Raw genomic sequence first — 24,415 nt, 5'->3', positions numbered from 1 at the left:
GCACCTGGCGAGTTACCCAAGCGGCCAAAGGGATCTGACTGTAAATCAGCCGTCTTCGACTTCGGGGGTTCGAATCCCTCACTCGCCACGCAGGCTCCAGGCCTGATCAGGCAGGAAAAAGCGCCCCTCGCGGAACACTCCGCAGGGGCGCTTTCCTGTATCCGCGGGCGCGTTCGTGTCAGGATGGGATCGGACGCACTCCGCGCGGCGAAGGGACCGAAATGACGCAGCCGATCACCTCACCGGAGTCCAACCGGATCCTCCGTGCTTCGATCTGGGTCGCGATCGGCGCCCTCATCGCGGCGGCCCTCGTCTGCGTCGTATGGGTGCTCATCGGCGACGAGAACGGCATCGTCGGCAAGGCGTTCATGACGATCCTGCTGCTGGCCGGGTTCGCCGGAGTCGCGATCCTCGAGGCGAACCTCGCCCCGCGCCGCCCCGCGTGGTTCGCGCTGACGAGCATGGTGTCGTGGGTGCTGATCCTGCTGATCGGCGCATTCATGATCTGGATGCCGACGACCGGCTACTACGGCATCGGTGCCGAACGGTTCTTCAAGTTTCTCGTGATCGTGCTGATCATCCAGGCCGCGGTGCTGCACGTGCGCCTGTTCATCAAGGCATACGAGCGCCACCAGACGACCTTCACGACGATCGTCGCGTACGTCACGATCGGGCTCGTCGTGATCCTCGCCATCATGCTGGTGCTGCCGATCATGACCGAGGAGTTCATCGACTACCGCGCCCTGTACTGGCGCGTCGTAGTCGCCCTGGCGATCCTCGCCGCGGTCGGCACGGCGCTGCTGCCGCTGGTGAACGCCCTGTTCGCGCCGAAGAAGCCACGCCCGGTCGCGCCAGCGGCGTACTACTCGCCGGCCCCCGTGGCGACGCAGTGGCCGACGTTCGCCGACCGCGTCACGCCTCTGCCCGCGCTGCCCGACGGCTCGCCCGACTGGAACGCGTACTACACGGGGCATCCCACCTATCCGCAGCCCGCTGGCGCGCTGCCGGCGGATGCCGCGGCTGCCGCGCCTGCGGCCGCTGGGCCGGCTGCCGCGCCTGCCGCACAGCCCGCGCAGGCTACCCCGCCGGTCGCGCCCGGCTACCAGGGCTACCCGCCGGCGCCCCCGGCTCCTCCGGTTCCGCCCCAGCAGTAGGCGGCCCCGCCTCACCCCAGGAGCTCGAGCGCAGCCATCGCGGCGTTGTGGCCGCCGATGCCACTGACGGCGCCGCCGCGGCGCGCGCCCGAGCCGCACACCAGCACACGCGCGTGCTCGGTCGCCACGCCCCAGCGCTGCGCCGGAGTCTCGAGCGGCTCGTCGTCGCCGGCCCACGGCCAGTCGAGCGGCCCGTGGAAGATGTCGCCGCCGACCATCCCCAGCGACTCCTCGAGGTCGGCCGTCGTCCGCGCCTCGATGCAGGCGCTGCCGTCGGGCGCCCGGTAGACGACGTCGGCGATCGGCTCGGCGAGGACCGAGTCGAGGGATGCCTGTGCTGCCGCCAGCAGCTCGTCTCGCAGTGCATCGGCATCCGGGGCATCCGTCACCAGTCGGTGCGGCACCTGCAGGCCGAACAGGGTGAGGGTCTGTGCGCCGGATGCCTGCAGTTCGGGCCCCAGGATCGACGGATCCGTCAGCGAGTGGCAGTAGATCTCCGCCGGCAGCGGGTCGGGGATGCGGCCCGCGGATGCCGCGGCGTGCGCCGCGTCGAGCTGGGTCATCGTCTCGTTGATGTGGAAGGTGCCGCCGAAGGCGGCTTCGGGGTGCACCGCCGCGTCGCGCAGGCGCGGCAGGCGACTCAAAAGCAGGTTGATCTTGACCTGGGCGCCCTCGGGCGCGGCCTGTGCCGCAATCGAGCCTGCTTTCCGACCATCCGCGGCGGCCAACAGCCGCTGTAGCACAGCCGGGCCGACCCCGCTCAGCACCAGCCGCCCGGCCACCCGCGTGCCATCCGCCAGAGTCACCGCCCCGTCGGGGTCGACCGAGGTCACCTCGGCGCCTGTGCGCAATTCGGCTCCCGCCGCGCGCGCCGTGCGCTCGAGGCCGCCGCTGACCTGGCCCATGCCGCCCACCGGCACGTCCCAGTCGCCCGTGCCGCCGCCGATCACGTGGTACAGGAAGCAGCGGTTCTGCCGCAGTGACGCGTCGTCCGCCGACGCGAACGTGCCGATGAGTCCGTCGGTCAGGGCGATGCCACGGGCGATGTCGGACTCGAGCGACGAGCGCAGCAGTCCGCCGAGCGGTCGCTGCACGAGCGACTCCCACAGGTCGCCGTCGCGCACGAGCGCGCGCATCTCGCTCTCGCGCCGCAGCGGCTCGGTCACCGTCGGGAAGACGGCGCCCGCGAGCGGCAGCAGGCGGTCGGAGAGCTCCGCGAAGCGCTCGGCCTCGCGCGCGTCGCCGGTCGTGCGCACGAAGCTCGCCGTTGTCGCCGCTCCGTCGCCGCCATCGACGAGGATGCCCCGCGTCGGGTCGGCCGGGTCGGGCGTATAAGAGGAGTAGCGGCGGCGGCGCAGGTCGAGCCGCAGATCCAGGTCGTCGATGATCGTGCGCGGCAGCAGGCTCACGAGATACGAGTAGCGCGAGAGCCGGGCATCCACCCCCTCCCACGGTCGCTCCGAGACGGCGGCGCCGCCCAGATGGTCCAGCCGCTCCAGCACGACGGCACGCCGACCGGCGCGGGCGAGGTAGGCGGCGGCGACGAGGGCGTTGTGACCTCCGCCGACGATCACGGCGTCGTAGATCTCGGTCATACGCTCACGGTAGTGGGCGTTAGCGTGGAGACATGGTGGATGCCCCGGAACTCCTGCAGCTGGCCGAACAGATCGCTCGTGAGGCCGGGGCGCTCGCGCGTCGCCGCCGCGAGGAGGGCGTGCGCATCGCCGCGACGAAGTCGGCGCTGGCCGACATCGTGACCGATGCCGACCGCGAGGTCGAGCAGCTGATCCGAGCGCGTCTGGCCGAGGCGCGCCCCGAAGACGGGTTCCTCGGCGAAGAGTCGGGCGCCGAGCGCGGCTCGAGCGAGGTGACGTGGGTCGTCGACCCGATCGACGGCACGGTCAACTACGCCTACGGCATCCCGCACTACGCCGTCTCGATCGCGGCGGTCACCGGCGAGCCGACGCCCGAGGAGTGGACGGCGCAGGTCGGCGTCGTGTTCACGCCGATGCTCGGCGAGCTGTTCCGCGCGGCGCGCGGATCGGGCGCGTGGCTGGGCGACCAGCGCCTCGCCGTGTCGACGGTGACGGATGCCGGGGCGCTGCTGGCCACCGGATTCGGCTACGACCCCGCGACCCACGCGGGAGACCTCGAGCGGGTGCGCAAGGTCATGCCGATCGCCCGCGACCTGCGCCGCGCCGGCGCGGCGTCGCTCGACCTCGCCTATGTCGCGGCCGGGCGCCTCGACGGATACTTCGAGCGCGGCCTGCACCCGTGGGACCACGCCGCTGGCGCCCTGCTGGTCAGCGAGGCGGGCGGGATGGTCGGGGGCGAACCGGGCGATCGGCCTGGTCGGGCGATGACGATTGCGGCCGGTCCTCAGCTGTTCCCTCGACTCCACGCGGCGATATATCAGTGAGGGATCACGCCATTCCCAGGTGAGGGGGAGTAGTGTTTACCCGATCGTTATCTTTGTCGCCCGAACGGCGAGGGTGACGACAGCCCGAACGTACGACGCCGCTCCACGGTCCCCCCTGCTAGAGCGCCCGGACGAGAGTTCCCGATTTGACCCTCGACGCCCCCCAGGCCGACGCTGTGCCTACGCACCGCGACGACCGTGGACCCTCCGCGCCTGATGCGCCGGAGACGGGCGTCCTGACGCGGGCCGAACTGCGTCGCCGCCGCGCGGCCGAGGCCCTCGCGGCCGAGGCTGTCGAATCTGAGCCTGCCGGGCACACGGCCCCTGCGGCATCCGTGCCGTCGCTGGCCGAGACGGTCGTCGCCGATGTCGCCGCCGCCATCATGGCGGAGTCGGTCGGTGCGCAGCCTGATCTCACGTCGCGCCGCCGCCTGCGCCGGGCGGCCGATGCGGTGTTCGCCGAGGTTGCCGCGCAGACAGAGCAGGCCGACCAGGTCGCCGTGCAGCCCGAGCCGGCCCCGGTCGAGGTCGCACCGTTGACGGATGACCCCGCTGCCGCGCCCGGCGCTGCGTTCCGCGCCGAGTCGAAGCGCGACCTCGACGAGTTCGAGTTCGCCGCACGGCTGTTCTCGTTCACGGGTGAGACCCCGATCCAGTCGCCCGCGCCTGTGGCGGAGCCGGCCGCCGAGGCGTCCGAAGCCGCACCGCACGTCGCACCGCGCCGTCGTGGCCGCATCATCGCCCAGCGCATCACGGCTGCGTCGTTCTCGATCGGCGTCATGACCGCTGTCGGATTGCTCGCGATCGGCACGACGACGACTGCGGCGGCGCTCACGTCGACCGATACCGTCACGGCCGATATCACGGCGGCATCGTCGACCGACGACGGCGAGATCCAGGCTTTCGTCGCGAGCGGCGCGAACGACGTCACCGCGCTCGACCGCACGGAGTCGTACGACGTGGCATCCATGGCCGACATCGCCGCCGACTCCGGTGTCACCGAGTTCGCCGGCACCTGGGTCAACGACCCGAGCGGCATCATCCAGTGGCCGTTCCCCGTCGGTGTGCCGATCTCGGCCGCCTACGGCTCGAACACGTACCTGTCGCAGTTCTCGACGCCGCACCGCGGTGTCGACCTGACGCCGGGCCTGGGCGCCGAGGTCCACGTGATCGCCGCGGGCACCGTGCGCATCGCGACCGAGGCGGGTGGTGACTACGGTGTGACCGTCGTCGTCGACCACATCATCGACGGCCAGCTCGTCTCGACGCGCTACGCGCACATGCAGTACGGATCGCTGACCGTCTCGGCCGGCGACACCGTCACGGCGGGTCAGGTCATCGGCAACGTCGGTCAGACCGGCAAGGCCACGGGGCCGCACCTGCACTTCGAGGTGCTGCTCGGCGGCACGACCCACACCGACCCGATCCCGTGGATGTACGAGCACACCACGGGCACCCACACCGTGGGTTGATCGGTTCAGCGGGATGCCTCGGCTCTGGTATCCTCTTCTAGTTGCCCGCGCGCGGGCAGCACGCCCCGATAGCTCAGTGGCAGAGCACTTCCATGGTAAGGAAGGGGTCGTCAGTTCAATCCTGACTCGGGGCTCGCAGCATCCACATCTCGCCGTGTGGGTGCAGCGCGGCGGGGTAGCTCAGTTGGTGAGAGCGCACGACTCATAATCGTGAGGTCGCGGGTTCAAGCCCCGCTCCCGCTACAGGATGAGGCCCCCGTCACCGACGGGGGTTTTCTCGTTGCCGCCTATCCTGAAGAGCATGACTGAGTTCGCACGTCGCATCGATGCCACCACGATCGAAGCCCTCCGTGCGACGGGCGCATCCAAGTGGTCGGCGGCGAACATCGGCGCGTTCGTCGCCGAGATGGACTTCGGCATCGATCCGCGCATCACCGCGGCGCTGCACCGGGCGGTCGACGACGGCTCGTTCGGCTACATGCCCCAGCGCATCTCCGCCGACCTGTCCGAAGCGACGGCGTCCTTCCTCGAGCGCAAGTACGGATGGGCGGCCGCGCCGGCGGACGTGTGGCCGATCCCGGATGTGATCATGGGTCTCGAGCTCGCGATGGAGCACTGCTCGGCGCCGGGGTCGAAGGTCATCGTGCCGACGCCCTCGTATATGCCGTTCCTGACGGTGCCGCCGATGCGTGGGCGCGAGGTCATCGAGATGCCACTCGAGATCCGCGACGGCCGCTACGAGTTCGACCTCGACGCGCTGCAGCGCGCGTTCGACGGCGGCGGCGGCCTGCTGCTGCTGTGCAACCCCTACAACCCCGTCGGACGCGTCCTCACGCGGGCCGAGCTCGAGGGCATCGCCGAAGTCGTCGAGCGCAACGGCGGGCGCGTGTTCTCCGACGAGATCTGGGCGCCGCTGGTCTATCCGGGATCGGTGCACATCCCGTACGCGACGGTGTCCGAGGCCGCCGCGCAGCACACGATCACGGCGATGAGCGCGTCGAAGGCGTGGAACCTGCCCGGCCTCAAGTGCGCGCAGCTCGTGCTCTCGAGCGACCGCGATCGTGAGACGTGGCAGCGCATCGGACCGTTCTCGGGCCACGGCACGAGCAACCTCGGCGCGATCGCGAACAGCGTCGCGTTCCGCGAGGGCGACGCGTGGCTGGCTGACGTCGTGGCGTACCTGCAGGGCAACCGCGACCGCCTGATCGAGCTGCTCGCCGAAGAGACCCCCGGCGCCTGGATGCCTGTGCCCGAGGGCACCTATGTCGGCTGGATCGACTTCCGCGCGCTAGGCCTCGGCGACCAGCCGACGGAGTTCTTCGACCGCGAGGCGGGCATCACACTGACCGACGGCACGCGGTGCGGCGCCGTCGGCGCGGGCCACGCGCGGCTCATCTTCGCGACGCCCCGCCCGATCCTCGAGCAGGTCGTGCGCACGCTCGGTCACACCGTGCGCGAGGCCGCAGCGGTCTGAGTCGCGCGGGTCGGAGCGCGCCGCACGTGCTCGCGTCGCCGACACCTGGTCGATCGGTTGTCAGTCGGTCGGCGATCGAGGTGCGCGATGCCGGCGCCGTCACGGCGCAGGCCTGACATAGCGATGTCACACGTCGGCGTTAGCATGGACCGTTCGCGCCGATTGTTACGGAAGATGTCGCATGCTCGGAAAGCTCCTGGTCCGCTATCTGTGGACGTATAAATGGTGGCTGCTGGGGGTGCTGGTCTTCCAGTTCGCCTCCGCGATGGCCTCCCTGTACCTGCCACGACTGAACGCCGACATCATCGACAAGGGCGTCGCCACGGGCGACACCGGCTACATCTGGTCGCGCGGTGCATTCATGCTCACGATCGCCCTCGGCCAGATCGTGGCATCCATCATCGCGACGTACTTCGCGGCCCGCTCGGCGATGAGCGCGGGCCGTGACATCCGTCGCGACGTCTTCGACAAGGTGAGCGGATTCTCTGAGCGCGAGGTGTCGTCGTTCGGTGCCGGCACGCTCATCACCCGCAACACGAACGACGTGCAGCAGGTGCAGATGCTCGCCATGATGGGCGCCACGATGCTCGTGACCGCGCCGCTGCTGGCGATCGGCGGCATCATCATGGCGCTGCAGCAGGATGTCGGACTCAGTTGGCTGATCGGCATCGCCGTGCCCGCGCTGCTGCTGATCGCGGGCCTGATCATCGGCCGGATGGTGCCGCTGTTCCGCGAGTACCAGGTGCGCCTCGACGACGTGAACCGCGTCATGCGCGAGCAGCTGACCGGCGTCCGCGTCGTGCGCGCCTTCGTCCGCGAGCGCATCGAAGAGGCCCGGTTCCGCGTCGCGAACACCGACATCATGGTCGTCGGCCGCAGGGTCGGGTCGCTGTTCGTGATCATGTTCCCGCTCGCGATGCTCGTGCTCAACGTCACCGTCGTCGGGGTGATCTGGTTCGGCGGCATCCAGGTCGATGCGGGCCACGTCGAAATCGGCACCTTGTTCGCCTTCATGCAGTACGTCGGTCAGATTCTGATGGGCGTGCTCATGGCGACGTTCATGACGATCATGATCCCGCGCGCCGCCGTCTCGGCCGACCGCATCGGCGAAGTGCTCGACTCGCAGGATGCACTCGTGCGGCCCGAGCACCCCGTCACGCAGTTCCCCGCCGCGGGCACCGTCGAGTTCGACGATGTCTCGTTCACCTACCCGGGCGCCGAGGCGCCCGTGCTGCAGGGCATCTCGTTCCGCGCCGAGCCCGGTCAGACGGTCGCGATCGTCGGATCGACCGGCTCAGGCAAGACGACGCTCGTCTCGCTCATCCCGCGCCTGTTCGACGTGACCGGCGGCGCCGTACGCGTCGGGGGAGTAGATGTGCGCGAGGCCGACCTCGACGTCATGTGGCAGGGCATCGGCTACGTGCCGCAGCGCGCGTTCCTGTTCAGCGGCACCGTGGCATCCAACCTGCGCTTCGGCCGTGAAGACGCGACCGACGACGAGCTCTGGCATGCGCTCGAGATCGCTCAGGGCCGCGACTTCGTCGCCGAGATGGGCGACGACGCGTCGGGCAAGCGCGGTCTCGACGCCCGCATCGCTCAGGGCGGCAGCAACGTGTCGGGCGGCCAGCGCCAGCGCCTGTCGATCGCGCGGGCGATCGCGCACCGGCCCGAGATCCTCGTCTTCGACGACTCGTTCTCGGCCCTCGACGTCGCAACGGATGCCCGATTGCGCCAAGCCCTCTGGAGAGAGTTGCCACACGTCACCAAGATCGTCGTCGCGCAGCGCATCTCGACGATCACCGACGCCGACCGCATCATCGTGCTCGACGACGGCAAACTCGTCGGGTCGGGCACGCACGCCGAGCTGCTGGCCGGCAACGAGACCTACCGCGAGATCGTCGAGTCGCAGCTGGGGGTGGACGCATGAGTGTTCCTGACACTGCCGCACTTTCAGAGGAAGAGCGCTACGAGCTCGAGCTCGCCGAAGAGGCGCGCCGGACGTCCGGCGACTGGGACTCGGTCGCCCCCGGCAAGGCGGGCGACTTCCGCCGCAGCTTCGTCCGCATGATCGGCCTGCTCGGGCCGTACAAGTGGGCGTTCGCGTTCGTCTCGCTGCTCGGCGCGATCGGCGTCGTGCTCGCCGTCATCGCACCCAAGGTTCTCGGCGAAGCGACGAACATCATCTTCGAGGGCGTCGTCTCGGCATCCCTCGGTGGGCAGTTCCCCGCCGGCACGTCGCAGGAGCAGGTCGTCGAGGCCCTCCGCGGCGCCGGACAGACCGACATCGCGAACATGGTCGCCGCGATGGGCGACTTCCAGGTGGGCGCCGGCGTCGACTTCGACCGCCTCCGCTGGGTCGTCACGGCCGTGCTCGCCATCTACGTCGCGTCGGCGCTGCTGACCTGGGTGCAGGGCTACGTCATCAACGTCATCATGGTGCGCACGATGTGGCGCCTGCGTGAAGACGTCGAGGCGAAGATCAACCGCCTGCCGCTGTCGTACTTCGACAAGGTGCAGCGCGGTGAGCTGATCTCGCGCGTGACGAACGACATCGACAACATCACCCAGACGATGCAGCAATCGCTGTCGACCGCCCTCACGAATGTGCTCACCGTCGTCGGCGTGCTCGTCATGATGTTCTCGATCTCGTGGCAGCTCGCGCTCGTCGCGCTCGTTGCCCTTCCGCTGATGGCGGTCGTGTTCGGCATCATCGGGCCGAAGTCGCAGAAGGCCTTCGCGACGCAGTGGCGCAAGGTCGGCCGGCTCAACGCCCGCGTCGAGGAGTCGTTCTCGGGTCACGCCCTCGTGCGGGTGTACGGCCGTGAGAAGGACTCGCGCGAGAAGTTCCAGGACGAGAACGAAGAGCTCTACCAGGCGGCGTTCAAGGCGCAGTTCCTCTCCGGCCTCATGATGCCCGCCATGATGTTCATCGGATCGCTCAGCTACGTCGGCATCGCCGTGCTGGGTGGGCTCATGGTGGCATCCGGTCAGCTCCGCCTCGGTGATGTGCAGGCGTTCATCCAGTACTCGCAACAGTTCACGCAGCCGCTGTCCGAGCTCGGCGGCATGGCGGCGGTCGTCCAGTCGGGCACCGCCTCTGCCGAGCGGGTGTTCCAGCTGCTCGACGAAGACGAGCAAGACCCGGATGCCCCGGACGCGCCCGCTCTGGCGGACGGCCGCGGCGTCATCGAGTTCGAGCACGTCGCCTTCAGCTACTCGCCCGACAAGCCGCTCATCCGTGACCTGTCGTTCCGCGTCGAGCCCGGCCAGACGGTCGCGATCGTCGGCCCCACGGGCGCCGGCAAGACGACGCTCGTCAATCTGCTGATGCGCTTCTACGAGCTGGACGGCGGCCGGATCCTGCTCGACGGGCAGGACATCGCCGAGCTCACCCGCGACGACGTGCGCTCGCGCACCGGCATGGTGCTGCAGGACCCGTGGCTGTTCGCCGGTTCGATCCGCGAGAACATCCGCTACGGCAAGCAGAGCGCGACCGACGACGAGATCGTCGCAGCGGCCGTGGCGACGCGCGTCGACCGGTTCGTGCACTCGCTGCCCGACGGCTACGACACGGTCCTCGATGAGGATGCCGCGAACGTGTCGGCCGGAGAGAAGCAGCTCATCACGATCGCGCGCGCGTTCGTGGCATCCCCGAGCGTGCTGATCCTCGACGAGGCGACGAGCTCGGTCGACACCCGCACCGAACTGCTGCTGCAACACGCGATGGCGGCGCTGCGCGAAGGACGCACCTCGTTCGTGATCGCGCACCGTCTGTCCACGATCCGCGACGCCGACCTGATCCTCGTGATGGAGCACGGCGACATCGTCGAGAAGGGCACGCACGAGCAGCTCATCGCGGCCGAGGGCGCCTACTGGCGGCTCTACCGGTCGCAGTTCGAGCAGGCCGCGACCGATGAGGGCGCCCCCGAGGTCGGAGGCCCCGCGTCGTGAGCGAGAACGCAGCGCCGCGGCGCAGCACCGGCTTCATCCTGGCGTGTCTGGGTATCGGCCTCGCGGCCGGTCTGCTGTCGGGACTGTTCGGCGTCGGCGGCGGCACCGTCATCGTGCCGATGCTCGTGCTGCTGCTCGGCTTCGAGCAGAAGCGGGCCGCCGGAACCTCGCTCGCCGCGATCGTGCCGACCGCGACGGTCGGCGTCATCTCGTACGCCGTGCACGGGTCGGTCGCGTGGATTCCCGCGCTCATCCTCGCCCTGGGCGCCGTCTTCGGCGCGCAGATCGGCACCTGGCTGCTCGCCCGACTGCCGCAGAACGTGATCCGCTGGGGGTTCGTCGCCTTCCTGCTGATCGTCATCGTCATGCTCTTCGTCGTCGTGCCCTCGCGTGACGCCGAGCTGCCGCTGACCTGGTTCACCGCGCTGGGACTTGTCGGCCTCGGTGTCTTCACCGGGATCATGGCCGGTCTGCTCGGTGTCGGTGGTGGCGTCATCGTCGTGCCGGCGCTCATGTTCCTGTTCGGCACGAGCGACCTCATCGCCAAGGGCACGTCGCTGCTCATGATGATCCCGACGGCGGTCTCGGGCACGATCGGCAACGCGCGGCGCGGCAACGTCGATCTGCTCGCTGCGGCGCTCATCGGCGGCGCGGCCTGTACGACGACGGCGCTCGGCGCGTGGTTCGCGACCCTGCTCGACCCGGCGGTGTCGAACATCCTCTTCGCCGCGTTCATGATCTTCATCGCGGTGCAGATGGCGTTGCGTGCGTTGCGGGCGCGCCGCGGGAAGTGAGCGCTCCGGTGCGCCTCGGTAGGATTGCAGCGTGTCCGTGAATCCTGAGCTGGTCGGCCGATCGTTCCCGCCGACCGCGCCGTACCTCGTGGGTCGCGAGAAGGTGCGCGAGTTCGCGCGCGCTGTCTTCGCGACCGATCCGCAGCATCTCGACCCCGTCGCCGCGCAGGCGCTCGGCTATGCCGACGTCGTCGCACCGCCGACCTTCGCGATGGTGATCCAGGACCTCACCCTGCAGCAGCTGCTCGCAGAGCCCGACTCGGGCATCGCGCTCGAGCGCACCGTGCACGCCGAGCAGCGCTTCCGCTACACGCGCCCGATCGTCGCCGGCGACGAGCTCGTCGCACAGCTGCAGATCACGAACGTCCGCCCGTTCGGAAAGGGTGCCATGGTCACGAGCGAGGCCGAGATCACGGATGCCACGGGAGCGCACGTCGTCACGGCGACCTCCGTGCTGCTGATCGGGGGTGAGGTCGCGTGACCGACCCCACCCTCAGCTCGCTGACCGTCGGCGACGTCGTTGCCGAGCGTGCCGTCCACCTGACCCGCGAGTCGCTCGTGCGCTACGCCGGGGCATCCGGCGACTTCAACCCGATCCACTATCGCGACGACGTCGCGGCATCCGTCGGGCTGCCCGGCGTGCTCGCGCACGGCATGCTCACGATGGGCCTCGCGGTCGAGACGGTCGTGCCGTGGCTCGGCGATGCCGGCCGCATCGTCGACTACGGCGTGCGGTTCACCCGCCCCGTCGTCGTCGACGCCGAGGCGGGCGCTGACCTGACGATCACGGCGAAGGTCGGCGCGGTCGAGGCGGATGCCGCGCGCATCGACCTCACCGTGACGTTCGGCGAGACCACCGTGCTCGGCAAGGCCCAGGTGCGCGTGCGCCTGGACGGCTGAGCATGCCCGAGATCGAACCGGTCGCGCTCGCCGGCCTGACGACGTTGCGTGTCGGCGGCGTGCCCGAGCGGCTGATCGAGGCCACGACGCGCGACGAGCTCATCGACGCGCTGCGCGACGCGTGGGCATCCGGGCAACCGTGGCTCGTCCTCGGCGGGGGATCGAACCTGCTCGTCGGCGACGAGGCGTTCGAGGGCACCGTGGTGCTCGTGCGCACGTCGGGCATCCGTCGTCTGCCGTCGCCGCGCGAAGGATACGTGCGCCTGCAGGTCGAGGCGGGGCACAACTGGGACGACCTCGTCGCCTACGCCGCGGCCGAGGGGCTGTCGGGCATCGTCGCGATGTCGGGGATTCCGGGGACGGTCGGTGCGGCGCCCGTGCAGAACATCGGGGCGTACGGGCAGGAGCTCGTCGAGACGCTCGTCGAGGCCGAGCTGATCGACGAGGCGACCGGCGACGTGTCGACCGTTGCGGCAGCCGAGCTCGAGCTCGGCTTCCGCACGTCGGTCCTGAAGAACCACTACGGATCGGTCGCGGCACGGTCGGCCGTGATCCTGTCGGTGACGCTTGAGCTGCGCGAGGTCGGGCAGGGTGAGTACACGCTCGCCGGGGCGCAGCTGCGGCAGGCGCTCGGCGTCGCCGAGGGTCAGCCCGTCACGCTCGCGTGGGTGCGCGAGACCGTGCTCGCGACGCGTGCCCGCAAGGGGATGGTGCTCGATGACGGCGACCCCGACACGCACAGTGCGGGGTCGTTCTTCCAGAACGCGATCGTCTCGGCATCCTTCGCCCGTACGCTGCCTGCCGAGTGCCCGCGCTGGCCGATGGCCGTGGCCGTCGACCAGCTGCGCGTGATTCCGCTCGCGTCGTACGACGGTCTCGTGCCGCCGCCGGTAACGGCGCAGCCGGACGTCAAGGTCAGCGCCGCGTGGCTCATCGAGCACGCCGGCGTCGGAAAGGGCTTCCACCTGCCGCGCTCGCGCGCGGGGCTGTCGACCAAGCATGCGCTCGCCCTCACGAACAGGGGAGGCGCGACCGCATCCGAGCTCGCGGAGCTCGCGCGCTACATCCAGCAGCGCGTGCAGAGCGAGTTCGGCCTCATCCTGCAGCCCGAGCCCGTGCTGGTGGGCGTCGAGCTTTAGGGCGCGGGGAGGGGCGGGGCGTTCGCCGCTGCCCGGCGTTCATCCGTCCCATTCGGTCGCCCGCGCCGCGCGCATGCCGCGTGTAGGGACGGATGAGCGCGCCCGCGCGCGCCCGCGCGCAGTCCCCGCCACGTAACGACTTCGCAACCGAGTATTGCTACCCGCGGCAACATATGTCATCCTGTCTGTGGAAGCGATGACGAAGCGCTTCGACAAACGCAGGATGCGACGATGAGGTCCCGATGACGACGATCCACCAGGTGGCACAGGCCGCAGGGGTGTCCATCAGCACCGTTTCGTACGCGCTCTCCGGCAAGCGCCCGGTCGCCAGCGACACGCGGCGCCGCATCATGGATGCCGCCGATCAGCTCGGCTATCAGCCGAACGCCGGCGCCCGCATGCTCGCCGGCAGCCGCACGCACATCTTCGCGCTGACCGAGCCGCTGCGCCTCGACACGCACGCGCCGACGCACATGAACTTCGTGCTGGCGGCGTCGATCGCCGCGCGCCGCAGCGACTACGACATCCTGCTGTTGACCGACGAGCAGGCATCCGCCGGAATGCGCCGCGTCGCAGCGACCGACCTCGTCGACGCGATCCTCGTGCTCGACGTCGCACCCGATGACGAGCGCGTCGAGATCGCGCGGTCGATCGACATCCCGACCGTCTTCATCGGCATCCCCGACGATCACGCGGGCCTCGAGTGCGTCGACCTCGACTTCGAGTCGGCCGCGCGGCTCGCGGTCGCCCGCGTCGCCGATGCCGGTCATCGGCACGTCGCGCTGATCGGCCAGCCGGCCGTCACGTACGAGCGCTCGAACTTCCCGCCGCGCGTGCGGCGCACCGTGCAGGCCGAAGCCGACGCACGCGGCATCCGACACTCCTTCGCGACGAGCGGGCAGACCGGCCACGACGCCATACAGACGGCGGATGCCACGCGGCGTGCCCTCGACGCCGGCGCGACCGCCGTTCTGGTGCACGGCAGTGACGAGACGCACCGCACGGTGCTGAGCGTGCTGGACGAGCGCGGACTCGTCGTCGGCAGGGACATCTCGGTGGTCGCCGTCGCGGCATCCTTCGACACCACAAGCCTCCCGGTACCCGTGGACACGATCCCACTGGTGCCGCGGGAATCGTGCGAGCTCGCCGTCGAGCTCGCACTGCGCGCGCTCGGCCCGGATGCCTCAGAGCCGGCCGTGCACCTCATCGCTCCCGTGTACCTCGACGCGGGATCGGTCGTTCCACCGCCTGAGTGACACCCGCGTGACCACCGTTCGACGAGAGCCCACGCATGGGTCGAATCGAAGCGCTTCGACTTCCCGTACGACAACTGAAAACCGCAGCACACACGCACCCGAGGGTGCATCCCGACCCATCCCGGGTCACCGAGAAAGGAGTGCCGACGATGGCACGAATCACACGCACGAAGAAGGTGTTGGCCTCTGTCGCCGCTCTCGCGGCAGCCGGTGTCGTCCTGAGCGGCTGCTCGTCCTCCACAGGAGACAGCGGCGACGGGCAGACCCTCAAGCTGTGGCACTACGAGGGTGCCGACAGCGCGATGGGCAAGGCCTGGGCCGAGGCGATCAAGGTCTTCGAAGAGGAGACCGGTGCGACCGTCGAGTTCGAGGAGAAGTCCTTCGAGCAGATCCAGAAGACGGCCAGCCAGGTGCTCGACACCGACGCCGCGCCCGACCTGATGGAGTTCAACAAGGGCAACGCGACGGCGGGCTTCCTCGCCAGCACGGGCCTGATCGCCGACATCTCCGACGCGGTCGACGAGTACGGCTGGGCCGACAAGCTCGCCCCGTCGCTGCAGACCACCGCCAAGTACACCGCCGACGGCGTCATGGGTGGCGACACCTGGTACGGCGTGCCGAACTACGGCGAGTTCGTCGGCGTCTACTACAACAAGGATGCCTTCGCCGCGGCGGGTCTGGAGATCCCCACGACGTACGACGAGTTCGTCGACGTGCTCGACGCGTTCGTCGCACAGGGCATCACGCCGCTGGCCGAAGCTGGCGCCGAATACCCGCTGGGCCAGCTCTGGTACCAGCTGGCTCTGACGCAGGCCGACCGCCAGTTCGTCAACGACTACCAGCTGTACGAGAACCCCGTCGACTGGCAGGGCCCCGAGCTGACGTACGCGACCAAGACGCTCAAGGACTACGTCGACAAGGGCTACATCGCCTCTGACGTCTCGTCGATCAAGGCAGAGGATGCCGGTGTCTCGTTCATCAACGGCAGCGCTCCGATCTTCGTGTCGGGTTCGTGGTGGTTCGGTCGCTTCGTGAGCGAGGCGACGGGCTTCGACTGGACGCTGCAGGCGTTCCCCGGAACGGACCTCTCGCTCGGCTCGTCGGGCAACCTGTGGGTCGTTCCCGAGAACGCCGCCAACAAGGACCTCGCGTACAAGTTCATCGACATCACGATGCGTCCCGAGATCCAGGCGATCATCGGCAACAACGGCGGTCTGCCCGTCGCCGCCGACGCCGCCGACATCACCGACGCGAAGAGCGCCGAACTGATCGACACGTTCAACGGCATCCTCGATGACGACGGTCTGTCCTTCTACCCCGACTGGCCCGCGCCGGGCTTCTACGACGTCATCGTCCAGGAGCTGCAGGGTCTCATCACGGGTGTGCAGGATGCCCAGACGACCAACGAGAACCTCGGCGCGCAGTACGACGAGGGCACCGCGGACTTCCGCTGAGCGGTCCGCTGACGCACTGAAGACGCAACCCGGAGTGGGGGCGGCCCGCACGCCGCCCCCACCCCCTCCAGGAGATGAAGACCATGTCCGTTGACACCCGACCGGCGCGCCCGCGCCGCGCGAAGCTCCCCCCGGAGCAACCGTCGATACCCCAGCGCAAGGGCGGGACGGGAGCCTACTGGCTGTACCTGCTGCCCGGCTTCGTGCTGCTGCTGGTGATCGTGATCATCCCGCTCGTGTGGAACGTGTACCTCACGTTCACGAAGTGGAAGGGCGTGCGCTCGCCCGAGTTCATCGGCCTGGACAACTGGCAGAAGCTGCTCACCGACTCAGACTTCTGGACGTCGTTCGGCAACTCGGTGTGGATGATCCTCGCGATGGTCGTCGTCCCGACGCTCGTCGGGCTCATCGTCGCGGCGCTGCTGTTCGACGTCGTCGGACGCAAGTTCGGCGGCAAGGTCGGCAGCTTCCTGCGCGCGACCTACTACCTTCCGCAGATCCTGCCGATCGCCGTCGCCGGCATCGTCATCGGATGGATCGTGCGCCCGGGCGCCGACGGCGCCCTCAACCAGATCCTCGGCTGGTTCGGCATCGCCCCGTACGACTGGCTGGGTCAGATGCCGTCGGCCCTCATCGTGCTCATGGTCGTGATGGTCTGGGTGCAGCTCGGCTACCCGGTCGTCGTGTTCATGGCCGCCCTGCAACGCGTCGACCCCGAGCTGTACGAAGCCGCCGAACTCGACGGCGCGAACTGGATGCAGCGGTTCACGGCGATCACGATGAGCATCATCCGCCCCGAGATCTTCGTCGTGACCCTCACCTGCACGATCGCGGCGCTGAAGGTCTTCGGCCCGGTCTACATCATCACGCGAGGCGGCCCCGCGGGCGCGACCCTCGTGCCGGCGTTCTACGCCTACCAAGAGTTCTTCACGAAGCGCAATGTCGGCTACGGCGCGACGATCGCAACGGTGCTCACGATCGTCGTCGTCATCGTGTCGATCGTGTTCATCCGCGTGCAGAACTCGCTCGAACGCAAGGAAAGGGCGGGGCTGTGATGGCTACCGACACCGCACTCATCACGAGCGGGCGCCGCTCGGCATCCACTCGGCCCCCGAAGGGCCCAAAGGGCTCGAAGGGCTCCAAAGGCCGCGGCGGCATGACGAAGAAGCGCCCCGTCGACTGGCTGCTGCTCGCGCTCGTCATCATCGGCGCGCTGCTGGTGATCGCGCCGTTCTACCTCGTGCTCGTCAACTCGTTCAAGTCGCCCATCGACTACGCGACGTCGGGCCCGCTGGCCCTGCCGCAAGAGCTCGATTTCGGCGGCATCGTGAAGTTCTGGGAGCGCGTGAACTTCCCCGAGAAGGTCTGGAACTCGATCTTCATCTCGGCGATCGTCTCGGTGCTCGCCGTCGTGATCTCGATGCTCAACGCGTTCGCGATCGGCATCGGGCGGGTGCGCGGCCGCACCTGGATCGTCCTGCTGTTCCTTCTGGCCAATCTGCTGCCGCAGGAGGCGCTACTGTACCCGCTGTACTACATGTTCAAGTCGGTGGGACTCTACGACAACGTCTGGTCGGTGATCATCGTCTTCACGGTCATCCAGGCGGCATTCGGCACCTACCTGCTGTCGTCGGTGTACGGCACGTTCCCCAAGGAAGTGCTCGAGGCTGCGTCGCTCGACGGTGCGGGTCGGTGGACGATCCTGTGGCGCGTCGTGTTCCCGATCAGTCGCCCGACCCTGTCGGTGCTGCTCATCTTCTTCTTCATCTGGACGTGGAACGAGTTCCTCATTCCGCTGACCTTCCTCGCCTCCAACGCGAACCAGACCGTGCCCGTCGCGATCAGCGTGCTGCAGGGCGACCGCCTGATGGACGTCACGACCACGAGCGCTTCGGCGCTTCTGGGCATCATCCCGACGCTCATCTTCTTCCTCATCTTCCAGCGCACCCTCACGCGCGGCATCACGGCAGGAGCAGTCAAGTAATGAAGTTCACCGATGGTTTCTGGCAGCTGCGCCCGGGTGTGACGGCGCTGTATGCCCAGGAGGCATACGACATCGAGCGCACCGACGACACCGCCGACGGACCGGGCCTGGTCGTCACGGCGCCGACCGCCGTCATCGCGCAACGCGGCGACACGCTCAACCGCCCGCTCCTCACGACGACGCTCTCGTCGCCCGCCGAGGGCATCGTGCGCGTGCGCATCGAGCACTTCGCGAGCGACCACGCGGCAGGTTTCGACCTGCCCGGCGCGACGGCGGATGCCCCCGTCGAAGTCGTGCTCGCTGGCGACGAGGCGACGCTCACGAGCGGTCCGCTGACGGCGCGCATCCGTAGCGGCGCCCCGTGGGACCTCGCGTTCGAGATCGACGGACGTCGGGTCACCGGCAGCGGGCATCGCTCGCAGGGGTACGTGCGGCTCGCCCCCGGGGCATCCGTCGACCCCGGCATCGTCGGCAACGCGCGCGAGAACGATGTCGTGCCGCACGAGGACCGGTTCATCCACGAGCAGCTCGACCTCGGTGTCGGCGAGCTCATCTACGGCCTCGGCGAGCGCTTCGGACCGCTCGTGAAGAACGGACAGTCGGTCGAGATCTGGAACGCCGACGGCGGCACCTCGAGCGAGCAGGCGTACAAGAACGTCCCGTTCCACGTGTCGAGCCGCGGCTACGGTGTGCTCGTCAACGACAGCGGACACGTCTCGTATGAGATCGGCTCCGAGGCCGTCGAGCGCGTGCAGTTCTCGGTGCCGGGTGATGTGCTCGAGTACTTCGTGATCGCCGGGCCCACCCCGAAGGATGTGCTCGAGCGCTACACCGCGCTGACCGGCCGCCCGCCGGTCGTGCCCGCGTGGTCGTACGGCCTGTGGCTGTCGACGAGCTTCACGACCGACTACGACGAGCAGACGGTAACCTCGTTCATCGACGAGATGGCCCGGCGCGAGCTGCCCGTGTCGGTCTTCCACTTCGACTGCTTCTGGATGCGCGAGTTCAACTGGTGCGATTTCGAGTGGGATGCCCGGGTGTTCCCCGACCCCGAGGGCATGCTCGGCCGCCTGCACGAGAAGGACCTGCGGGTGTGCGTGTGGATCAACCCGTACATCGCGCAGCGCTCGCCGCTGTTCCGTGAGGCGGCCGCCGCGGGGTATCTCGTGAAGCGTGCCGACGGCACGGTGTGGCAGTGGGACCTCTGGCAGGCGGGCATGAGCCTCGTCGACTTCACGAACCCCGACGCGACGGCGTGGTACCAGTCGAAGCTGCAGCGCCTCGTCGACCAGGGCGTCGACTGCTTCAAGACCGACTTCGGTGAGCGCATCCCGACCGATGTCGTGTGGGCGGATGCCACCGACCCTGCCCGCATGCACAACCGCTACACCCAGCTGTACAACCGCGCCGTGCACGACGTGCTCGTGCGGGCGCGCGGCGAAGGCGACGCCGTGCTGTTCGCCCGGTCGGCGACCGCCGGCGGGCAGAGCATGCCGGTGCACTGGGGCGGCGACTCGACGTCGACGTTCGTGTCGATGGCCGAGACGCTGCGCGGCGGACTCTCGCTCGCGCTCAGCGGCTTCGCGTTCTGGAGCCACGACATCGGCGGATTCGAGGGCACGCCCGACGCCGCCGTCTACAAGCGCTGGACGGCCTTCGGCCTGCTCGGCTCGCACTCGCGCTTCCACGGCTCGGGCTCGTACCGGGTGCCGTGGAACGTCGACGACGAGGCCGTCGAGGTGACGCGCGCGTTCACCCGGCTGAAGATGCGCCTCATGCCCTACCTGTACCGCGCGGGGCTGGATGCCGCACAGTCGGGCACGCCGATCATGCGGCCGATGGTGCTCGAGTTCCCCGATGACCCGGGTGCCGCCTACCTCGACCGGCAGTACATGCTCGGTGAGTCGCTGCTGGTGGCGCCGGTGTTCTCGGCCGACGGCGAGGTGGAGTTCTACCTGCCGGCCGGCACGTGGACGTCGCTGCTGACGGGGGAGAGCATCGACGGCGGCCGGTGGGTGCGCGAAGTGCACGGCTTCGACTCGCTGCCGCTGTACGTGCGTCCGGGGGCCGTGATCCCGTGGGGCGCACGCGACGACCGGCCCGACTACGACTACCTCGACGGCCTGCAGCTGCGCGTGTTCCCCGGCGGCGAGGGCGTGGCATCCGTCACCGTCACCGAGCCCGGCGGACGCAGCGAGACCTTCGAGGTCGACCGGGCAGCCGTCACGGGGTGAGGCCGAGGGCGTTCATCCGTCCCGATGTGTCGCTCGCGCTGCGCGCACGCGGCGTGTCGGGACGGATGAAGCCCGCGCGTCACCCAAACAGCCGCTGCAGGCGCTGGACGCCTTCGAGAAGCTGGTCGTCGCCGAGCGCGTACGACAGGCGCAGATATCCGGACGGGCCGAAGGCCTCGCCGGGTACGACCGCGACCTCGGCCTCGTCGAGGATGAGGTCGGCCAACTCGAGCGTCGTCGAGACGGTCGTGCCGTTCCACGTGCGGCCGAGGAGGCCCCGCACGTCGGGGTAGACGTAGAACGCCCCGAGCGGGTTCGGCACGGTGACGCCCGGGATCTTCGCGAGCTCGGCGACGATGAGCGTGCGGCGGCGGTCGAAGGCCACGCGCATCTGCTCGGCCTCGTCCTGCGGGCCCGTGAGCGCTGCGAGCGCCGCGCGCTGCGCGATGTTGTTGACGTTCGAGCTCAGGTGCGACTGGAGGTTGCCCGCGACCTTGATCGCGTCGGCGGGGCCGACCATCCAGCCCACGCGCCACCCCGTCATCGCGTACGTTTTCGCGACGCCGTTGACGAGGATCGCCTGCCCGGCGAGCTCGGGCACAGCTTCGACGATCGACACGGCACGGGCGCCCTCGTAGACGAGGTTCTGGTAGATCTCGTCGCTGATCACCCAGATGCCGTGCTCGAGCGCCCACTGGCCGATCGCCGCCGTCTCTTCGGGCGTGTAGACCGACCCGGTCGGGTTCGACGGCGACACGAACACGAGCACCGTCGTCTTCTCGGTGCGCGCGGCCTCGAGCTGGGCGACCGTCACCTTGTAGTCCTGGTCGGCACCGGCGAAGACCTCGACCGGGATGCCATCGGCCAGCGCGATCGCCTCGGGGTAGGTCGTCCAGTACGGCGCCGGCAGCAGCACCTCGTCACCGGGGTTCACGACCGCCTGGAAGGCCTGGTAGACGGCCTGCTTGCCGCCGTTGGTGACGATGACCTGCGACGGCGCGACCTGCAGGCCCGAGTCGCGCAGGGTCTTGGCGGCGATCGCCTCGCGCAGCACGGGCAGACCCGCGGCGGGCGTGTACCGGAAGTTCGCGGGGTCGCGCAGGGCATCGGCCGCGGCATCCACGATGAACTGCGGTGTCGCGAAGTCGGGCTCGCCGGCCGCGTACGAGATGACGGGCTTTCCCTCTGCCTTCAGGGCCTTCGCCTTGGCGTCGACCTTGAGGGTCGCCGACTCTGCGATGGCGGACAGCTTGCGGGACAGGGGAGCGCGTTCGGTCACACCGCAAGCCTAGTCGCGGGCCGTCGCCGGAGCAGGCGAGTCGGCGTCCGTCGTACCGAACATCCCGTGCCCGTCCTCGACGAGCACGTCGTAGGCCTCGCCGTAGGTCGTCGGAATCTTCGCCGACGGGTTCACCCGCGCCAGCAGCAGTCCCATCAGCCCGCGCGCGGGCGAGGTGAGCGGCCGTGCGCGGTGCGCGTCGGCGGTGTCCTCACCGACCGCCTCGGGGTTCGGCGGCTGCCACAGTGCCGTCGGCTGCGGCCACGTGTTCGGCTGCCGCGCCGACGTGCGGTTCACCGCGTTGTGCACGGGGACGGCGCCCCTGTCGCGCTCGGTCAGCGGGGCCAGGCCGTGCTGGCGGCACAGCGTCGCGATGACGGATCCATGGTGCATGTCGTCGTGGATGACCGTGCCGGCCTCGGTGTACGCGCTGACGACGAGGGCGGGAATCCGCAGCCCGAGTCGGTCGAACGCGAATCCCATCTCGCCCGCCCCCGCGTCGTCGGGTGGAACGGCGGCGGGCGGTGCGACGTGGTCGAAGATCCCGCCGTGCTCATCGAAGGTCACCACGAGCGCCGTGTTGAGGGCGTTCGATCCGGTCGTCGAGGCGCTCGTGCGGATCGCGTCATAGACGTCCTGCAGCAGTTTGTCGCCGGCGCGCACGTCGGAGACCGCGCTGCCGTCGACCTCCACCGTCGTACCGTCCTCCAGTGTGAGAATGCCTTCGCGCACTTCACCCCACGGCGGGTGCATGTCGTTGTGGTTGAAGATCATCCGCGGCTCGATGAACGCGTACGCGGGCAGATCGCCGTTTGCGGCATCCGCGGCGAACTGCGTCATGTCGCGGAAGTTGGTCTTCCAGTACTTCTCCAACGCGGGGGCGTGGATGAAGCCCGTCAGCGAGACCAGCTGTGTCGGGTCGTAGTAGACGCGCCACGAGATCCCGGCCTCTTCGAGCCGATTGAAGATGGTCGGGGATGCCGGGGCGTCCAGCCACTTCCGGTACGAACCGTCGGTGTGGTTGACGACGAAGCCGTGCGAGGTCGAGGCGTGGAAGAACGACCGGTTGCAGTAGGTCTGCGACGGCACGGCGGCGAACCACCGGTCGTAGACGGCGAACTCGCGGGCGAGTGTCGACAGGACGGGCATCATCTCGCGGGAGAATCCGCCCATCGCGACGCGGTACTCGTCGGCGGTCGGCTCGCGCCGCTCGGAGAGCCGGTAGTTCACGATGTAGTCGCGCACGAACCCGCTGTTGCTGGGCGCGGCTCCCGCGGGCGGGGCGTTGTATGGCGTCTTCAGCCCGTTCTTGCCGAGGTCGTCGTTGCTCGCCGGATCGATGACGTCGAACAGCTGTGTGTTGACGTGCGGGTAGGTCTCGCCGGGATCGGGCTGCGGCTGCTGCATGATCGAGTCGGTCGCACCCGTGTAGATGTATGCCGGGATCGGGATGCCGTCAGGGCCGGGGTTGGCATATTCTCCCTGCGGAATGCCGTCGAACTGGTCGCGCGTCTTCTCGGCTGCGCTGTAGAGCCGGCCGAGGACGTTGTCGAAGCTGCGGTTCTCGAACATCAGCACGACGACATGGTCGAAGCCCGGCTCGGGGCGTTCGGGCAGCGGCGAGAACTCCTCCGGGAGGGGCGTCGCGTCCGGCGCTGCCGCAGAGTTCACGGCGCTCGCGATGCCGAAGCCCGCGCCGCCCGCAACGGCGAGGCCAGCGACGCCGATGCCGGTGCGGCGCAGGAACTGGCGGCGGCTGGTCCCCTCGTCGCCTGTCATCCGTGCAGTCTACGAGGGGGCATCCGCATACAGCGTCGAGACCAGGCGTGAGCCGACCTCTCGGCGCGACGAGACGCCGAGCTTCGCGAAGATCGACTTGAAGTGGTCTTGCACGGTGTACGGCGACAGGTGCAGTGACTGCGCGATCGCCTGCGTCGAGTCGCCGCGCATCATCGCCTGCACGATGCGCGTCTCGCGCACCGTCAGCCCGTGGGCCATCATCATCAGCGGCACGATCTCGGGCGGCGTCGCCGGCTCGATCGTGACGGCGTACTGCAACGTGTGCCCGGCGTCGTCGCGGAACCGCGCGGCCTGGAACACGAACCACGTCCCGTCGCGGTGCTGGGCGCGCAGCCGCGGCGCGGACTCCTCGCCGCGCTGCAGGCGGGTCAGGACGGCCGCGACGGGCGTCGCGAGATCGGCGTCGAGGTCTCCGTCGAAACCGCCCACGCGGTGTCGGGCGGCATCGGTCGCGTACTGCAGCGTGCCGGCCGCGTCGAAGACGAGGATCGCGGGGCCGTCGGCGGTGCGGGATGCCTCGGCCGACGCCGCGACCATCCCGGCGCGCAGGCCGTCGGCGAGGGTCGCCTCGAGCCGGTGCATGAACTCCGCCTCGGCGGCGTTGAAGGCGGGGCTCTCCGCGCCGCGGTACAGCGCGAACGCGCCCCACGTGACTTCGCCGCGGCGTGCGATGCCGCGCAGCTCGTGCTCGGCGCCGATGACGGGGTGCACCAGGTCGCGGTACCGCGCGCTGCGGCTCGGGTCGCCGCGCGTCTCGTCGTGCAGGATCGACACCCCGAACGGGCGCCGGGCGAGATCGGTGAACAGGGCGAAGTCGTCGCCGTCCGCGTACTCGTAGAAGAAGAACGCCTGGCCGCCCGAGTTCTCGAGATCGTGGCGGTGCGAAGCGCTGAGCATGACGGATGCCGGGTCGACGGTTGCGATGCACGCGGCATCCGCGGGCACGGCCCGGCGGATGAGGGCGAGGGCCTCATCCATGTACTCGTCCAGCACGAGCCCGGCGTCGGCGAGGGAGACCAGTCCGGCGCGGGCGCTTTCGGCGCGATATTCCCGCATGCAGCGATTGTCCCGTGCCGGCCTGCGCCTGTCACCCCCAGGTTTCTGG

General features: G+C 69.3%; 19 protein-coding genes and 3 tRNA genes. 18 read left to right on the top strand and 4 right to left on the bottom strand.

Features of this window, described 5'->3' with window-relative positions; translation table 11 throughout:
• The first annotated feature begins 6 nt into the window (after window positions 1-6).
• Together BGO46_RS14570 and BGO46_RS14565 are read left to right on the top strand one after the other, a co-directional pair.
• Window positions 7-88: transfer RNA gene (locus BGO46_RS14570), tRNA-Tyr, on the top strand.
• Between the two features lie 133 nt (window positions 89-221).
• The gene (locus BGO46_RS14565) at window positions 222-1,154 is read left to right on the top strand and encodes a hypothetical protein (protein ID WP_292678119.1); all 933 of its coding nucleotides are present in this window, start codon (window positions 222-224) and stop codon (window positions 1,152-1,154) included.
• 11 nt (window positions 1,155-1,165) lie between these two features.
• Here the strand turns inward: BGO46_RS14565 and BGO46_RS14560 are convergent, their stop codons facing one another.
• Complete coding sequence (locus tag BGO46_RS14560; protein ID WP_292678120.1) at window positions 1,166-2,749, bottom strand: NAD(P)/FAD-dependent oxidoreductase; 1,584 nt, start codon at window positions 2,747-2,749, stop codon at window positions 1,166-1,168.
• A 32-nt stretch (window positions 2,750-2,781) separates the two neighbouring features.
• Between BGO46_RS14560 and BGO46_RS14555 the strand changes: the two genes are divergently transcribed.
• The 16 genes from BGO46_RS14555 to yicI all read left to right on the top strand — a co-directional run bounded on the left by BGO46_RS14555 (window position 2,782) and on the right by yicI (window position 20,231).
• Complete coding sequence (locus BGO46_RS14555; RefSeq protein ID WP_292678121.1) at window positions 2,782-3,573, top strand: inositol monophosphatase family protein; 792 nt, start codon at window positions 2,782-2,784, stop codon at window positions 3,571-3,573.
• Between the two features lie 146 nt (window positions 3,574-3,719).
• Complete coding sequence (locus tag BGO46_RS14550; protein ID WP_292678122.1) at window positions 3,720-5,045, top strand: M23 family metallopeptidase; 1,326 nt, start codon at window positions 3,720-3,722, stop codon at window positions 5,043-5,045.
• Window positions 5,046-5,107: 62 nt separating this feature from the next.
• Window positions 5,108-5,179 (top strand) — tRNA-Thr (locus BGO46_RS14545).
• Window positions 5,180-5,214: 35 nt separating this feature from the next.
• A tRNA-Met gene (locus tag BGO46_RS14540) sits at window positions 5,215-5,288 on the top strand.
• Between the two features lie 58 nt (window positions 5,289-5,346).
• Window positions 5,347-6,519 (top strand): aminotransferase class I/II-fold pyridoxal phosphate-dependent enzyme, encoded by a 1,173-nt coding sequence (locus BGO46_RS14535; protein WP_292678123.1) that lies wholly within the window; start codon window positions 5,347-5,349, stop codon window positions 6,517-6,519.
• Window positions 6,520-6,700: 181 nt separating this feature from the next.
• Window positions 6,701-8,446, top strand: coding sequence for an ABC transporter ATP-binding protein (locus BGO46_RS14530; RefSeq protein ID WP_292678124.1), 1,746 nt, complete (start codon window positions 6,701-6,703; stop codon window positions 8,444-8,446).
• Complete coding sequence (locus BGO46_RS14525; protein ID WP_292678125.1) at window positions 8,443-10,470, top strand: ABC transporter ATP-binding protein; 2,028 nt, start codon at window positions 8,443-8,445, stop codon at window positions 10,468-10,470. The genes BGO46_RS14530 and BGO46_RS14525 overlap by 4 nt, the downstream gene beginning before the upstream one ends.
• A complete protein-coding gene (locus BGO46_RS14520; RefSeq protein ID WP_292678126.1) occupies window positions 10,467-11,264 on the top strand; it encodes a sulfite exporter TauE/SafE family protein in 798 nt (265 codons plus the stop codon). The genes BGO46_RS14525 and BGO46_RS14520 overlap by 4 nt, the downstream gene beginning before the upstream one ends.
• 31 nt (window positions 11,265-11,295) lie before the next feature.
• A complete protein-coding gene (locus BGO46_RS14515) occupies window positions 11,296-11,745 on the top strand; it encodes a MaoC family dehydratase N-terminal domain-containing protein (RefSeq protein ID WP_292678127.1) in 450 nt (149 codons plus the stop codon).
• Complete coding sequence (locus BGO46_RS14510; protein WP_292678128.1) at window positions 11,742-12,164, top strand: MaoC/PaaZ C-terminal domain-containing protein; 423 nt, start codon at window positions 11,742-11,744, stop codon at window positions 12,162-12,164. Before BGO46_RS14515 ends, BGO46_RS14510 begins: the two co-directional genes overlap by 4 nt.
• A 2-nt stretch (window positions 12,165-12,166) precedes the next feature.
• Complete coding sequence (locus BGO46_RS14505; protein ID WP_292678129.1) at window positions 12,167-13,303, top strand: UDP-N-acetylmuramate dehydrogenase; 1,137 nt, start codon at window positions 12,167-12,169, stop codon at window positions 13,301-13,303.
• Between the two features lie 242 nt (window positions 13,304-13,545).
• Window positions 13,546-14,559 (top strand): LacI family DNA-binding transcriptional regulator, encoded by a 1,014-nt coding sequence (locus BGO46_RS14500; RefSeq protein WP_292678130.1) that lies wholly within the window; start codon window positions 13,546-13,548, stop codon window positions 14,557-14,559.
• Between the two features lie 149 nt (window positions 14,560-14,708).
• A complete protein-coding gene (locus BGO46_RS14495; protein WP_292678131.1) occupies window positions 14,709-16,013 on the top strand; it encodes an extracellular solute-binding protein in 1,305 nt (434 codons plus the stop codon).
• Window positions 16,014-16,096: 83 nt separating this feature from the next.
• Window positions 16,097-17,068: a sugar ABC transporter permease gene (locus tag BGO46_RS14490; RefSeq protein WP_292678132.1), complete on the top strand. Its 972-nt coding sequence runs from the start codon at window positions 16,097-16,099 to the stop codon at window positions 17,066-17,068.
• Entirely contained in the window at window positions 17,068-17,997 is a 930-nt protein-coding gene (locus BGO46_RS14485) for a carbohydrate ABC transporter permease (protein WP_292678133.1), read from the top strand. Before BGO46_RS14490 ends, BGO46_RS14485 begins: the two co-directional genes overlap by 1 nt.
• On the top strand, window positions 17,997-20,231 hold the full coding sequence (gene yicI / locus BGO46_RS14480; protein ID WP_292678134.1) for an alpha-xylosidase: 2,235 nt from the start codon (window positions 17,997-17,999) through the stop codon (window positions 20,229-20,231). Before BGO46_RS14485 ends, yicI begins: the two co-directional genes overlap by 1 nt.
• 79 nt (window positions 20,232-20,310) lie before the next feature.
• Here the strand turns inward: yicI and BGO46_RS14475 are convergent, their stop codons facing one another.
• Genes BGO46_RS14475 through BGO46_RS14465 form a run of 3 tightly spaced genes read right to left on the bottom strand, consistent with a single transcriptional unit; the run spans window position 20,311 to window position 24,366 of the window.
• Entirely contained in the window at window positions 20,311-21,510 is a 1,200-nt protein-coding gene (locus tag BGO46_RS14475) for a pyridoxal phosphate-dependent aminotransferase (RefSeq protein ID WP_292678135.1), read from the bottom strand.
• Window positions 21,511-21,519: 9 nt separating this feature from the next.
• Entirely contained in the window at window positions 21,520-23,289 is a 1,770-nt protein-coding gene (locus BGO46_RS14470; RefSeq protein WP_292678136.1) for an alkaline phosphatase family protein, read from the bottom strand.
• Window positions 23,290-23,298: 9 nt separating this feature from the next.
• Window positions 23,299-24,366, bottom strand: a complete 1,068-nt coding sequence (locus BGO46_RS14465; RefSeq protein ID WP_292678137.1) for a helix-turn-helix transcriptional regulator — start codon at window positions 24,364-24,366, stop codon at window positions 23,299-23,301.
• Between the last annotated feature and the right edge of the window lie 49 nt (window positions 24,367-24,415).

This window comes from Microbacterium sp. 70-16, assembly GCF_001898315.1.
Taxonomy (GTDB): domain Bacteria; phylum Actinomycetota; class Actinomycetes; order Actinomycetales; family Microbacteriaceae; genus Microbacterium.
This window is presented reverse-complemented; position numbering and strand designations above follow the sequence as displayed.

Excerpts from the sequence above, each read along its gene's own strand:
- BGO46_RS14565 (WP_292678119.1), top strand. The coding sequence starts at position 222 with ATGACGCAGCCGATCACCTCACCGGAGTCCAACCGGATCCTCCGTGCT.
- BGO46_RS14560 (WP_292678120.1), bottom strand. The coding sequence starts at position 2,749 with ATGACCGAGATCTACGACGCCGTGATCGTCGGCGGAGGTCACAACGCC.
- BGO46_RS14555 (WP_292678121.1), top strand. The coding sequence starts at position 2,782 with ATGGTGGATGCCCCGGAACTCCTGCAGCTGGCCGAACAGATCGCTCGT.
- BGO46_RS14535 (WP_292678123.1), top strand. The coding sequence starts at position 5,347 with ATGACTGAGTTCGCACGTCGCATCGATGCCACCACGATCGAAGCCCTC.
- BGO46_RS14530 (WP_292678124.1), top strand. The coding sequence starts at position 6,701 with ATGCTCGGAAAGCTCCTGGTCCGCTATCTGTGGACGTATAAATGGTGG.
- BGO46_RS14525 (WP_292678125.1), top strand. The coding sequence starts at position 8,443 with ATGAGTGTTCCTGACACTGCCGCACTTTCAGAGGAAGAGCGCTACGAG.
- BGO46_RS14505 (WP_292678129.1), top strand. The coding sequence starts at position 12,167 with ATGCCCGAGATCGAACCGGTCGCGCTCGCCGGCCTGACGACGTTGCGT.
- BGO46_RS14500 (WP_292678130.1), top strand. The coding sequence starts at position 13,546 with ATGACGACGATCCACCAGGTGGCACAGGCCGCAGGGGTGTCCATCAGC.
- BGO46_RS14495 (WP_292678131.1), top strand. The coding sequence starts at position 14,709 with ATGGCACGAATCACACGCACGAAGAAGGTGTTGGCCTCTGTCGCCGCT.
- BGO46_RS14490 (WP_292678132.1), top strand. The coding sequence starts at position 16,097 with ATGTCCGTTGACACCCGACCGGCGCGCCCGCGCCGCGCGAAGCTCCCC.
- BGO46_RS14485 (WP_292678133.1), top strand. The coding sequence starts at position 17,068 with ATGGCTACCGACACCGCACTCATCACGAGCGGGCGCCGCTCGGCATCC.
- yicI (WP_292678134.1), top strand. The coding sequence starts at position 17,997 with ATGAAGTTCACCGATGGTTTCTGGCAGCTGCGCCCGGGTGTGACGGCG.
- BGO46_RS14470 (WP_292678136.1), bottom strand. The coding sequence starts at position 23,289 with ATGACAGGCGACGAGGGGACCAGCCGCCGCCAGTTCCTGCGCCGCACC.
- BGO46_RS14465 (WP_292678137.1), bottom strand. The coding sequence starts at position 24,366 with ATGCGGGAATATCGCGCCGAAAGCGCCCGCGCCGGACTGGTCTCCCTC.